Annotated in this window: 11 protein-coding genes; 7 read left to right on the top strand and 4 right to left on the bottom strand. The window is 62.0% G+C overall.

What is annotated here, in order from left to right:
• Window positions 1-5: 5 nt before the first annotated feature.
• Both FHT75_RS12070 and FHT75_RS12075 read right to left on the bottom strand, forming a co-directional pair.
• Window positions 6-452: a DUF805 domain-containing protein gene (locus tag FHT75_RS12070; protein WP_168332381.1), complete on the bottom strand. Its 447-nt coding sequence runs from the start codon at window positions 450-452 to the stop codon at window positions 6-8.
• Window positions 453-697: 245 nt separating this feature from the next.
• Window positions 698-1,603: an NAD(P)/FAD-dependent oxidoreductase gene (locus FHT75_RS12075; protein WP_168332380.1), complete on the bottom strand. Its 906-nt coding sequence runs from the start codon at window positions 1,601-1,603 to the stop codon at window positions 698-700.
• Window positions 1,604-1,735: 132 nt separating this feature from the next.
• Here FHT75_RS12075 and FHT75_RS12080 point away from each other — a divergent pair, with 132 nt between their 5' ends.
• Window positions 1,736-2,191 (top strand): Rrf2 family transcriptional regulator, encoded by a 456-nt coding sequence (locus FHT75_RS12080; RefSeq protein WP_183844770.1) that lies wholly within the window; start codon window positions 1,736-1,738, stop codon window positions 2,189-2,191.
• A gap of 7 nt (window positions 2,192-2,198) precedes the next feature.
• Here FHT75_RS12080 and FHT75_RS12085 read toward each other — a convergent pair whose 3' ends face one another.
• A complete protein-coding gene (locus FHT75_RS12085; RefSeq protein ID WP_028755871.1) occupies window positions 2,199-2,678 on the bottom strand; it encodes a class I SAM-dependent methyltransferase in 480 nt (159 codons plus the stop codon).
• 72 nt (window positions 2,679-2,750) lie between these two features.
• Between FHT75_RS12085 and FHT75_RS12090 the strand changes: the two genes are divergently transcribed.
• Entirely contained in the window at window positions 2,751-3,977 is a 1,227-nt protein-coding gene (locus FHT75_RS12090) for a DUF3095 domain-containing protein (RefSeq protein ID WP_183844769.1), read from the top strand.
• On the opposite strand, the gene FHT75_RS12095 is transcribed toward FHT75_RS12090, so the two are convergent.
• The gene (locus tag FHT75_RS12095) at window positions 3,967-5,304 is read right to left on the bottom strand and encodes a nucleotide sugar dehydrogenase (protein WP_168332378.1); all 1,338 of its coding nucleotides are present in this window, start codon (window positions 5,302-5,304) and stop codon (window positions 3,967-3,969) included. The two genes, FHT75_RS12090 and FHT75_RS12095, sit on opposite strands and share 11 nt — an antisense overlap.
• Before the next feature lie 471 nt (window positions 5,305-5,775).
• On the opposite strand from FHT75_RS12095, the gene FHT75_RS12100 reads away from it, so the two are divergent.
• From FHT75_RS12100 to FHT75_RS12120, 5 genes are all read left to right on the top strand, one after another.
• Complete coding sequence (locus FHT75_RS12100) at window positions 5,776-7,119, top strand: adenylate/guanylate cyclase domain-containing protein (protein WP_183844768.1); 1,344 nt, start codon at window positions 5,776-5,778, stop codon at window positions 7,117-7,119.
• Window positions 7,120-7,274: 155 nt separating this feature from the next.
• Complete coding sequence (locus tag FHT75_RS12105; RefSeq protein ID WP_047612666.1) at window positions 7,275-9,164, top strand: ABC transporter ATP-binding protein; 1,890 nt, start codon at window positions 7,275-7,277, stop codon at window positions 9,162-9,164.
• Window positions 9,164-11,071 (top strand): ABC transporter substrate-binding protein, encoded by a 1,908-nt coding sequence (locus FHT75_RS12110; protein ID WP_028755866.1) that lies wholly within the window; start codon window positions 9,164-9,166, stop codon window positions 11,069-11,071. Before FHT75_RS12105 ends, FHT75_RS12110 begins: the two co-directional genes overlap by 1 nt.
• A 3-nt stretch (window positions 11,072-11,074) precedes the next feature.
• Window positions 11,075-12,073 (top strand): ABC transporter permease, encoded by a 999-nt coding sequence (locus FHT75_RS12115; RefSeq protein WP_028755865.1) that lies wholly within the window; start codon window positions 11,075-11,077, stop codon window positions 12,071-12,073.
• Window positions 12,073-13,245: an ABC transporter permease gene (locus FHT75_RS12120; RefSeq protein WP_028755864.1), complete on the top strand. Its 1,173-nt coding sequence runs from the start codon at window positions 12,073-12,075 to the stop codon at window positions 13,243-13,245. Before FHT75_RS12115 ends, FHT75_RS12120 begins: the two co-directional genes overlap by 1 nt.

Here is a 13,245-nt window from a genome sequence, read left to right on the forward strand (position 1 = left end):
ATGCTCTAGGCAAAGACCTCTGCGCTTCGTTCCGGACGCAGCGGATCCGTCCCGAACTTGTTCGGACCTTCCGTGCCCGGAAGCACGGAAATAACAATGATCGCCGGGACTGTGACCAGAGCGGCATAGGGAACAAAGCTCAGGACAACCAGCGCAAGATACCACCAACCGGAAATGTTGCGGTCATGGAACCGGCGCACCTGCAGGGATATCACCGACAAAAGGATTGCAAGCGTAAACAACAACCAGGCGACCACGGCAAATGAAGCCGGTGACGCGGCGCCCAAGCCCCCACTGAAAAGGATGGCGAGGATACCCGCCAGAATTGCAATAGGGAACAGCGCCAACACATAAAACAGCACGAACCACCAATATTCCGACCGAGAAGCCCTGCCGGAAAAGGTTGCGTATTTCTGCTTCAGAACAGTCCGAACAGCTTCAGTAAAACCCATTGAAATGCCCCCATTTCTGCTTGGTGCAAGCACGGTGATCCACTGTCTCACCATCGTCTTGCTTGATAGTCATTCAGATGAAAACAGCTACAATTCAAACGTAGAAATTGCACTAAGTGGGTTGCATCCGCTCCTTATTTTAAAAGCAATGATTAACGCGTTGAGATTTTCACCGCAAGGATTACGAGGTGGACGAAGGTCCTTGATCTGCTGGGGGAAATTCCACCCTGCGTGCTGTTTCTGCCTTACGCGACCGACTGCATGACCAGCGATTGATGGCAGTGCACGCCGGCGAGCACGCCTGAGGCGGAGGCGAGGGTGGCGTTGTGCATGGCGCTTGCCGCATCGCCGGCGGCAAAGACACCCTTGACGGTGGTTTCCTTGTTATCGGCGATCCGGATGATCGGCCCAAACGGGCCGTCGTCGAAGGCGCAGTCGAGCTGTTCGGCAACAGGGCTCGCCATCGTCGTTTTCGGCGCGACGAACAGGGCGTCCAGCGGCACGACGCGGCCATCGGCGAGGCGAACCGCCTCAAGCTTCGGATTGTCGCCCAACAATTCCACGATAGGGCTGCGTTCGATCCGGACACCCCGGGCAGTCAGCCGCACCAGTTGCTCTTCGTCGGGTTCAAAGAGCGCCTGGGTGAAAAAGGTCGTTGCTCCCCAGTCGGGAATCATCATGGCCGAATGGGCCGAATGCGGATGGTTTGCGAGAACGCCGAGCTTGCCGCCGCTGACCTCATAACCGTGGCAATAGGGGCAGTGCAGCGCGGAGCGGCCCCACCGATCCCGCAGTCCGGAGATCTCGGGCAGCGTGTCGCTGACGCCGGTTGCGAGCACGATGCGCGCAGCTCGTTCTTCGCCGCTGTCTTCGGTGCCGACGATGAATGCGTCACCATCCCTCTGTGCCCGGACGACTTTCCCGTCGCGGATGGTGATGGTCGCATAGAGTGAAAGCTGCCGTTTTCCCTCCCGCATGATCGCTGCCGGCGTCTGGCCGTCCTGGCCGAGGAAACCATGCGATGCTTCAGAAAACCGGTTGCGCGGCGCGCCGGCGTCGACGAGCAGCACGCGCCGCCGCGCCCTGGCAAGCTGCATGGCTGCCGACAGGCCGGCAAAATTTCCGCCGATGACGATGACTTCGTAGGACATGAAACTCTCCTTTGGCTCTACCGATCATGGATCATCATAAGTTACATGAAGAGGCGCGGTCAAGTATCACGTCACTTGTCTTGTTACGATTGATTTGTCATAATGCCCCGTCCGACCGACAGGAAGAAAACCATGCGCAATGACAGCCGCCTTTCACGCATGCTGCACGTGCTGATCCACATGGATAGGCACCAGCACTCGGCGACCTCCGAAATGATTGCCAAAATGCTGAACACCAATCCGGTGGTCGTGCGCCGCACTATGGCCGGCCTTCGCGAACAGGGCTACGTCCGCTCCGAAAAGGGCCATGGCGGCGGCTGGACGCTGGTGCGTCCCTTATCGGAAATCACCCTGCTCGACGTCTACCGCGCCATCGGTGAGCCGCATCTCTTCGCCATCGGCCCAGCCGACGATCAGCCGCAATGCCTGGTGGAACAGGCCGTGAATATCGCCCTCGGCGACGCGATGAAGGAAGCCCAGTCCCTGCTCCTGCAGCGGCTGGGCAGCGTGACGCTGGACGAAATCGCTACCGACTTCGAGGCAAAACTCACTGCGCGCCAGGCCGCAGGCTATTCCTGCGCTTCATGAGCGGAGATCATGTCCTGCGATAGAGAAAATACCGCCCTTCCTTGATCCCCTCCGGCAGCGGCAGCGCCACCAGCTCGGGATGCTCCAGCGGCAGGCCGCTGACGGCGATGCCGTTTTGGGCGAGCACGCCGGCCATCAGTTGCGGCAGCCAGGTCAGCGTCACGGCGTCGATCTCGTCGTGGCCGGTGCCGATATCGGCATGGGCAAGGGCTGCGCCGATGCCGACAAAGGCCTGGCCGGATTCGCGGATGTTGCCGGTCACCATGTCTTCGGCCTCCGGTGTCGAGGCCGAATAGGAGCGCACCTCCCAATCGAAGGCGACGATGCGCCGGCCGGGGAAGTTTTCGCGCAGGTGATCATAGGTGCGGCCGTTGCCGAGGCCGAACTCCAGCACCGGGCCTTCGATTTCCCCGACCAGATCGACGATCGAGTTCAGAATGTCGCGTTGAGCCGTCAACCGGCGAATGAAGCTGTCGAGGCGGCTCATCTAATCCGTATCCGTCATGAAAATCGTGTGGGCGTGCTAACACATGAAACCGCGCCAAGTCGATTGCCGTATATGGGAAATGGCGTTGCAGTGGCAACATGGGTCTGTGCTAAGCTCGATGATATGAAAACAGTGACCGATGAAGATTTCTTTGCCGAAGTGCCGCTCTTCAGCGAATTCGAGGGCGTGACCGACGCCGCCAACTACCGGCCGCTGCCGGACGGATGGGTGCTGGCGCTGGCCGACATCGTCGGCTCGACGCAGGCGATCGCCAGCGGCCGTTACAAGGACGTCAACATGGCGGGCGCCAGCGTCATTTCGGCGGTCTTGAATGGCGTCGGCAAGGGCGATTATCCCTTCGTCTTCGGCGGCGACGGCGCGCTGATCGCGCTGCCCGGTTCGCTGGAGAAGGCGGCGCGCGATGCACTTGCCGCCGTGCAGGTCTGGGTTGAGGAAGATCTGAACCTGATGCTGCGCATCGCCATTGTGCCGGTCGCCGACACTCGCGCCGAGGGCCTCGACGTCCGCGTCGCGCGTTACGCCGCAAGTCCTTACGTGACCTACGCGATGTTCTGGGGCGGCGGCACCAGCTGGGCCGAAAGACAGATGAAGCTCGGCCGTTACGGCGTTGAGCGGGCAGCTGCGGGAACGCGCCCGGATCTCACCGGCCTCTCCTGTCGCTGGAGCCCGATCGACGCACGCAACGGTGAGATCGTCTCGATCATCGCGATTCCCGGCGAAGGCCGGCCGGGCGAAGAATTCCGCGATCTCGTCAACGGCATCGTCGCCATTACCACCGAGCAGAACCGGGACAGCCATCCGGTGCCGGCGGATGGCCCCAACCTTGCCTTCTCGCTGCACGGCATCAATCGCGAAGCCAAGGCCACCGCGCCGGCAGGCCGGCGACTGCGGCAGAAACTCATCATCTTCCTGCAGCTCGCGATCACGGTCGTGTTCTACAGGCTCGGAATTCCGCTCGGCAGATTCGACGCCCGCCGCTACAAACGCGACGTCGCCGGCAATTCCGATTTCCGCAAGTTCGACGACGGGCTGAAGATGACGGTCGACGTCGATGCCGAACATCTGAAACGGATCGAGACGCTGCTGGACGGGGCACGCGCCAAGGGCATTGCCCGCTACGGTCTGCATCGGCAGACGTCGGCGCTGATGACCTGCTTCGTGCCGACGCCGATTTCACGCGACCATGTGCATTTCATCGACGGGGCGGCGGGCGGTTATGCCGTGGCCGCAAGCCAGATGACCGGCAAGTCTTTTTCAAGCATTTCCGTCACGCCTTGATCACATGACCGGCCGAGAGGCCGAGCCGGTTGAAGACGTTGCGCGTGTCGACGATCAGCGCCGCGCTTTTCGACAGCGCCGCATAATCCACTTGGTCGTGGTCGGTCGCGACCAGCACCGCATCGTAGCCGGCGATGGCATCAGGCGTCAGCGCCACCGATCTGCGGCCCTTCAGCGCCTGGTATTCGCGCGTTGGCGGGATCTCGGCGACGAAGGGATCGTGGTAATCCGCCCGTCCGCCGCGCTCCTCGATGATCTCGATCAGCCGCAGCGACGGGCTCTCTCTTATATCGGCGACGTTCTTCTTGTAGGCGAGCCCGAGCACCAGCACCCGGCTGCGGCTCAGCGCCTTGCCGGCGCGGATGTCGAGCGCTTCAGCAAGCTTGCCGACGACATAACGCGGCATTGCCGAATTGATCTCGCCGGCCAGCTCGATGAAGCGGGTCGGCAGCTCGTATTCGCGCGATTTCCAGGTGAGATAGAAGGGGTCGATCGGGATGCAATGGCCGCCAAGGCCGGGGCCGGGATAGAAGGGCATATAGCCGAAGGGCTTGGTCTTGGCCGCGTCGATCACTTCCCAGACGTCGATGCCCATGGCCGCATAGACGGTCTTCAGCTCGTTGACGAGGGCGATGTTGACCGACCGGAAGATGTTCTCGGTGAGCTTCACGGCCTCGGCCGTCGCATTCGAGGAGACCGGAACGACGGTCGACACCGCCGCACCGTAGAAGGCCTTCATCAGCGCCAGCGCCTCGGCCCCGTCGCCGGCGACGACCTTCGGGATGGTGGCGGTATGATAATGCTGATTGCCGGGATCCTCGCGCTCCGGCGAGAAGCCGACGAAGAAGTCCGAGCCGGATTTCAGGCCGTCCCTTTCGAGAATGACCTTCACCACGTCATCGGTCGTGCCGGGATAGGTGGTCGATTCCAGCACGACGAGCTGACCGGGGCGCAGATGCGCGGCGATCGAGCGAGACGTCGCCTCGACGAAGGAGAGGTCGGGATCGCGATGCTTCGTCAGCGGCGTCGGCACGCAGATGATGATGACGTCGCAATCGACAAGGCCAGCGAAATCGGTCGTCGCCTTGAATCGGTCCGCATCGATCTCGGCGGACAGCGCCTCGTCGCTCACCGCGTCGATATAGGAGCGGCGGGCATCGAGCGCCACCATCTTGCCGGGATCGATGTCGAAGCCGGTGACGGCAAAGCCGCTGCGCGCCACCGCGATCGCCAGCGGCAGGCCGACATAACCGAGCCCGATAATGCCGGCGCGGGCGGTACGGGTTTCGATCTTCTGCAAAAGCATATCGAAGGGGGAGATGGCCAAGGCGGGATCTTTCAAACGGGAAATTCAAGACGCTGATCTAATGCATGATCAGGGCAAATTAAACCCGGACGTGGATCTTCCTATTATCGCTGGCGATGCTGCTGTCCGTTTTGCCCCCATGGCTACCTCCCTCACCCCGCTGCCGTTACTCACCGTCGGAGCAGGGTGTGGCCGAAATGACTCGCCCAGCCCCTTCGCTGCAACTTGAGCGCACAAAAAATTCCAGATCCCATTGTTTCGCATTTGCAGCATCCCTATTTTGACTTTTGATAATGAACCACCTGGAAAGGACTACCCGTCCGATCCCCGGCATGGGGAGCTGAGGGGCGCTGCTGCCGCGCTTCGGCAGATCGTTGACACAATAATACCGCTCGTACATCCTGATTTCCCTGTGACCTGCGCATGAAAATGTGCCGGCCGAGGGACTTTTGGCTCTTGGGGATGGCGTGCTTTATGAGGATCATACCGAGAATGAGCACGATCGAATCCAGCGTGTCCTCCATCTTGTTGGACCGGGTCGCTGAATGGCTGACGAACTCATCGCTGGCCGGAGACGAGCTTGAAAACATCGTGCGCGGTTTCTGCGAAAGGCTCACCGCTGCGGGCCTGCCGCTTGCGCGCGTGCATCTTTCCTTCTCGATGCTGCATCCGCTCTACGATGCGCTGAGCTTCACCTGGCGGCGCGCCAGCGGCGTGACCATCGAGGGCTTCCGCATGCCCGCCGGGCAAAAGCCGGACCGCTTCCTGCAGAGCCCTTATTATTACCTGCTAGACAACAATCTGCAGCACATCCGCCGCCGGCTGATGCAGGATGGGCCGAACGAATTTCCCATTTTCGAGGACCTGCGCAAGGACCTCATCACCGATTACCTGGCCTTCGTGCAGCCCTTCGGCGACGGCTCGGTGCAGGGCATGATGGGCTCCTGGTCGACGGACCATAATACCGGCTTTTCCGACGACATGATCGATGCGCTGCTCAGGATGCAGAACCATCTGGCGGTTGCCGCCAAGATGGCGGTGCTCGGCAAGCTCGCCAACAACATGCTGACCACCTATCTCGGCGGCGACGCCGGCAAACGGGTGCTGAACGGCCAGATCCGTCGCGGCGACGGTGAGACGATCCGCGCAGCCCTAGTCATGGGCGACATGCGCGAATCCACCATGTACGCCGAAAAGGAAGGCCGGCAGGCCTATATCGACACGCTGAACCAGTTCTTCGATGCCATAGCCGCCCCCTTCAACCGCAATGGCGGCGAAATCCTGAGCTTCCTTGGCGACGGCTTCCTCGCCGTCTATCCCTGCGGGCGCCACAAGGACCCATCGAAAATTGCCTGCGAAGCAGCCCTTTCGGCCGTCCATCAGGCGCAGGCGCGGGTCGCCGAACTCAACCGGGACCGCGAACAGAAAGGCCTGACCAGAGTCGGCTACGGCATCGGCCTGCATGTCGGCAACGTCATGTTCGGCAATGTTGGCCTCAAGGACCGCCTGACCTTCTCCGCCTTCGGCTCGGCGGTCAACGAGGTTCAGCGTTTGCAGATCCTGACCAAGAAATACGGCCGCGAGGTCGTCGCCAGCCAGGCGTTCGCCGGTTATTGCGGCGGCGAATGGACGACGCTCGGCGAAGAGAAGCTGCGCGGCATCCGCCAGAAAGTGACGGTGCTGCAGCCGCGCGCGCCCGCCCCTGAAATCAATGTCGACGAAAGCTTCCGCGAGGCCGTGCAGAACGGACTTTCCGAGGCCGAGCAGGTCATTCTCCTGCATCGCGACGCCAAGAAACAGGTCAAGCGCACCAGCATGGAGAAATTCATCCAGTAAAACGCCAAGACCCCGCCATGAATCTGCTTGTTTCGCCTCAGGGAACTTTGGCGGGACGCGGCAGTTTTCCTGTGATTGTCATCTGCTAGACACCCCGTTTGCGGTACGATAGTGTGCCTTAACGGGAACACAGAAGACTGGGGAATTTCATTGGTATGGCGTCTGCGGCCGATTTGTTGCGTATTGAAAATCTCGACGTCTCCTTCTCGGTTTTCGGCGACCGACTCCGTGTCGTAAAGGAAGCCAATCTTCGCATCCTTCCGGGCAAGGTCACCGCTCTCGTCGGTGAATCCGGCTCCGGTAAATCGGTGATCAGCCAGTCGATCATGGGCATCCTGCCCAATCCGGCGAAGGCCTCCGGCCGTATCCTGTTCACCGATCCGCTCGACGGCAGCACGACCGATATCCTTTCCTTTCCACGCGACAGCGAGGAAATGCGCGATCTGCGCGGCCGGCGCATGGCGACGATCTTCCAGGAGCCGATGACCTCGCTCTCGCCGCTGCATACGATCGGCAACCAGATCAGCGAGGTGCTGCTGATCCATACCGAGGTCGACAAGCAGGAAGCGCGCGAGAAGACCGAGGAGATGCTCGGCCTGGTCGGTTTTACCAATCCGCATCGCACCTACGACATGTATCCGTTCGAACTGTCCGGCGGCATGCGCCAGCGCGCGATGATCGCCATGGCGCTGATCTGCAAGCCGGCGCTCTTGATCGCCGACGAGCCGACGACGGCGCTCGACGTGACGATCCAGGCGCAGATCCTCGAATTGCTGCGCGAGCTGCAGGCCAAGCTCGGCATGGCGATGCTGCTCATCACCCATGATCTCGGCATCGTCGCCAACATGGCCGACGAGGTGGTCGTCATCTATCATGGCGAGATCATGGAGGCCGGGCCGGTCGAGGATATCTTCCGCAATCCGCAGCATCCCTATCTCAAGGGCCTGATGGCCGCCGTTCCGCATTTCGATATGAAACCCGGCGAGCGGCTGAAAGCGCTGCGCGATGTGACGGTCAATCTCGAAGCCCTCGTCGGCAAGAAGAAGCCGCTCCAGGCAGAGGCGCCGGGCATCCTGCTTTCCGTCGCCAACCTCTCGAAAACCTACAAGACACGCAAGCGCAGTTTCTTCGGCAAGCACGAAGCCACCGTCTTGCGCGCCGTCGACGACGTCAGCTTCGACATTCGCCGCGGCGAATGTCTGGGCCTCGTCGGGGAATCCGGCTGCGGCAAGACGACGCTTAGCAAGATCCTGATGCGCGCCATCACGCCGGACGGCGGCGCGGTGGTGTTCAACGACGGCAAGGAGGTCGTCGACGTCCTCTCCGTCAAGGGCGCCGAACTGCAGGACATGCGCACCAAGATCCAGATGGTGTTCCAGGATCCGGTCTCCTCGCTCTCGCCGCGCATGACGGTGCGCAACATCTTGAGCGAACCCCTCGAGATCCACGACCGCGGCGACAGCGCCGAGCGCAAGCGCAAGGTCGAAGGGCTGATGGCGGCCATCGGCCTCGACAAGCGTTATCTCAGCCGTTATCCGCACAGTTTCTCGGGCGGCCAGCGCCAGCGCATCGGTATCGCGCGCGCTCTCGCGCTCGGCCCGAAGCTCGTCATCCTCGACGAGCCGGTCTCGGCCCTCGACGTCTCCGTGCAAGCGCAGATCCTCAACCTGTTGAAGGATTTGCAGAAGGAGCTGGGGCTGACCTATCTCTTCATCTCGCACAATCTCGCCGTCGTCGATTACATGGCCGACCGCATTGCGGTGATGTGCAAGGGTCGCATCGTCGAGATCGCGCCGCGCGAGATCATCCTGCGCGATCCGGTGCACCCCTATACGAAATCGCTGCTCGCCGCCGTCCCCTTCCCCGATCTCGACCGGCCGCTCGATTTCAAGGCGCTCCGGGAAAACGGCGCCGCCGACAAGCAGAACTGGGGCAAGACCTTCACCGCCGAGCATGACGACGCTTCCGAACTTGCCTATGCCGATCTCGGCGACGGCCATCTGGTGCGCGCCCGCAAGGGCGCCGATGCCAAGGAGTTGCGCTGATGGTAACGCGTCGCACGTTTCTCGGCGGCCTCGTCGGTGCGGCGATCGCGCCCGCGGTGCTTCGGGCCGAACAGGCCGGCGAGCCGGAATTCCTGAAGGAGCGGCTCGCAGCCGGCAGCCTGCCGCCGATGGCAGAGCGCATTCCTGCCCGCCCGCGCATCGTCAATCTGAAGGAGATGGGGCTTCAACCCGGCAGCTACGGCGGCACGGTGCGCACCATCATCGGCAGCCAGCGCGACATCCGCTTCATGACGATCTACGGCTATGCCCGCCTCGTCGGCTACGACAAGCACCTGCAGTTCCAGCCGGACATCCTCGCCGCCTTCCAGTCCGAGGAGGACACAGTCTTCACCTTCACGCTGCGCGAAGGCCATAAATGGTCCGACGGCCAGCCGTTCACGGCCGACGATTTCCGCTACTGGTGGGAAGACGTCATCCTGAACGACAAGCTGACCCCGGGCGGCGGCGCTCTGGAGCTTCGCCCGCACGGCAGCCTGCCGCGCTTCGAGGTGCTCGATCCGCTGACCGTGCGCTACACCTGGGAAAAACCCAACCCGATGTTCCTGCCGACGCTGGCAGGGCCGCTGCCGCTCGTCATCTGCGGCCCCGGTCATTATCTCAAGCAATTCCACAAGAAATTCCAGCCGGACCAGGCGAAGCTGGACGAGCTGATGAAGACCTATCGCGTCAAGAAATGGCAGGATCTGCACATCAAGATGGCGCGCTCCTACCGTCCGGAAAATCCGAACCTGCCGACGCTCGATCCCTGGCGCAATACGACGGCGCTGCCGGCCGAGCAGTTCGTCTTCGAGCGCAACCCGTTCTTCCACCGCGTCGACGAGACCGGCAGGCAGCTTCCCTATCTCGACCGTTTCATCCTCAACGTCTCCTCCTCGTCGATCATCGCCGCCAAGGCCGGAGCCGGCGAAGCCGACCTGCAGGCGACCGGCATCGATTTCAACGACTACACCTTCCTGAAGGAGGCCGAGAAGCGCTTCCCGGTGAAGGTCGATCTGTGGAAGCTGGCGCGCGGCTCGCGCATCACGCTGTTGCCGAACCTCAACTGCGCCGACGAGGTGTGGCGCGGTCTCTTCCGTGACGTGCGCCTGCGCCGGGCGCTGTCGCTGGCGATCAACCGGCACGAGATCAACATGGTCGCCTTCTACGGTCTCGGTACCCCGAGCGCCGATACCGTCCTGCCCGACAGCCCGCTCTTCAAGCAGGAATATGCCGATGCCTATGTGAAATTCGATGCCGACGAGGCCAACCGCCTGCTCGACGAACTCGGCCTGAGCAAGCGTGGCGACGACGGCATCCGGCTGCTGCCGGACGGGCGGCGCGCCGAGATCACCGTCGAGACCGCCGGCGAAAGCAATCTCGACACCGACGTGCTGGAACTGGTGCACGACCACTGGGCCAATATCGGCCTGGCGCTCTATACCCGCACCTCGCAGCGCGACGTCTTCCGTAACCGCGCCATGAGCGGCTCGATCATGATGTCGATCTGGTACGGCCTCGACAATGGCGTGCCGACGGCCGACATGTCGCCCGCGGGACTTGCGCCGACGCTCGACGATCAGCTGCAATGGCCGCTCTGGGGCATGCATTACCTCTCGGCCGGCCAGGAGGGCGTCGCACCCGACCTGCCGGAGGCAGCCGAACTGGTCGACCTGCTCAGCCAATGGGGGGCGGCGCCGAAATTCGAGGAGCGTCAGGTGATCTGGCACAAGATGCTGTCGCTCTATACGCAGCAGGTGTTCTCGATCGGCCTCATCAACAGCACGCCGCAGCCGATCCTTCGTGCCGCCAAGCTGCAGAACCTGCCGGCGAGAGCGCTCTACGGCTTCGATCCCACCTCCTATCTCGGCGTCTACATGCCGGATGCATTCTGGTACAAGGAGGCCTGAGGCGTGCTCAGATACATTCTCTGGCGCATCGCCGCCATGGTGCCGACGCTCTTCGTCATTTCGGCGCTGGTTTTCACCATCATCGAGCTGCCGCCCGGCGACTTCTTCGAGAGCCAGATCGCCGAGCTGCGCGCTTCCGGCGAGACCGCCAATCTCCAGGAAATCGAGGAGATGCGCCAGCAATACGGTTTCGACAAGCCGGAAATCGTGCGCTATTTCTACTGGGTCGGCGGCATGCTGCACGGCGATTTCGGCTACTCCTTCGAATACCAGCTGCCGGTCTCCGACGTGGTCGGCGAGCGGCTCTGGCTGACGATCCTCGTCTCCTTCACGACGATCCTGCTCACCTGGCTGATCGCCTTTCCGATCGGCATCTATTCGGCCACGCATCAGTACAGCTGGGGCGATTACGGGCTGACCTTCCTCGGCCTGATGGGCATCGCCATTCCGAATTTCATGCTGGCGCTGATCCTGATGTATTTCGCCAATATCTGGTTCGGCGTCTCGATCGGCCATCTGATGGACCAGCAATATATCTCGGCGCCGATGAGCTGGGAGAAGGCACGATCGATCCTCTCTCACCTCTGGATCCCGGTCATCATCGTCGGCACGGCGGGAACGGCCGGCATGATCCGGCGGCTGCGCGCCAACCTGCTTGACGAGATGCAGAAGCAGTATGTCGTCACCGCCCGCGCCAAGGGCCTGCCGCCGCTCAAAGCGCTGGTCAAATATCCGCTGCGCATGGCGCTCAACTTTTTCGTCGCCGATATCGGCTCGATCCTGCCGTCGATCATCTCCGGCGCCGAAATCGTCGCCATCGTGCTGTCGCTGGAGACGACCGGGCCGATGCTCATCAAGGCGCTGCAGAGCCAGGACATGTATCTCGCCGGCTCCTTCCTGATGTTCCTGGCCTTCCTCAACGTCATCGGCGTGCTGATCTCCGACATCGCGCTCGGCTTCCTCGATCCCCGCATCCGTCTGCAAGGCAGGAGCACCAAATAATGTCGCCCCTTCCCGCACCCGGCGCACCGCTGCCGCACTACGTCTCGACCGCGCCCTTCGATCCGCACGCGACCGAAACTATGACGGCGGCGCAATCGCGCATCCATCTCGCCTCGCAGAAAAAGCTGATGTGGTGGAAGTTCAAGCAGCACAGGCTGGCCTTGATTTCCGGCATCTTTCTCGCCGTCATCTACCTGATGATCCTGATCGTCGAGTTCCTGGCGCCCTACGGCCTGCACACGCGCAACGTCGATTTCATCCATGCGCCGCCGCAGACCATCCACTTCTTCGACAAGGGCAGCTTCGTCGGGCCCTTCGTCTATGGCCGCAGCATGACGCTCGATATCGACACGCTGCATCGCGTCTATGCCGACAGGCCGAACGACGTGCAGCCGATCCGTTTCTTCTGCCGCGGCGATGGCTACAAGTTCTGGGGCGTCGTCGCCTCCGACTATCACCTCGTCTGCCCGGCGATCGGTGGCCAGATGTTCCTGCTCGGCACCGACCGGCTCGGCCGCGATGTGCTCTCGCGCATCCTCTACGGAGCGCGGATATCGCTGACGATCGGCCTGATCGGCATTTCGATCAGCTTCGTGCTCGGCATCGTCATCGGCGGGCTTGCCGGTTATAGGGGCGGCGTTTTCGATCTCATCGTCCAGCGCCTGATCGAAGTGCTGCAGTCGCTGCCAAGCCTGCCGCTGTGGATGGCGCTAGCCGCCATCATGCCGGTGACGTGGAGCCCGATCGTCATCTATTTCGGCATCACGGTGATCCTCGGCATCATCGACTGGACCGGGCTAGCGCGCGCCGTGCGCTCCAAACTGCTGGCGCTGCGCGAAGAGGATTACGTGCAGGCCGCACAGCTGATGGGCGCCAGCACGCCGCGCATCATCGGCCGGCATCTGGTGCCGGGTTTCATGTCGCATCTCATCGCCTCGGCGACAATTTCGATCCCCGGCATGATCCTCGGCGAAACCGCGCTCTCCTTCCTCGGCCTCGGCCTTCGTCCGCCGATCACCAGCTGGGGCATTTTGCTCACCGAAGCAAAAAGCGTCAGCGTCATCGCCTTTTATCCTTGGCTGCTCTATCCGATCATTCCTGTTGTTCTTGTCATTTTGGCGTTCAACTTTCTGGGAGACGGCTTGCGTGATGCGGCAGATCCCTACAAATAG

The sequence above is a fragment of the Rhizobium sp. BK112 genome (assembly GCF_014193215.1).
Lineage (GTDB): Bacteria > Pseudomonadota > Alphaproteobacteria > Rhizobiales > Rhizobiaceae > Rhizobium > Rhizobium anhuiense.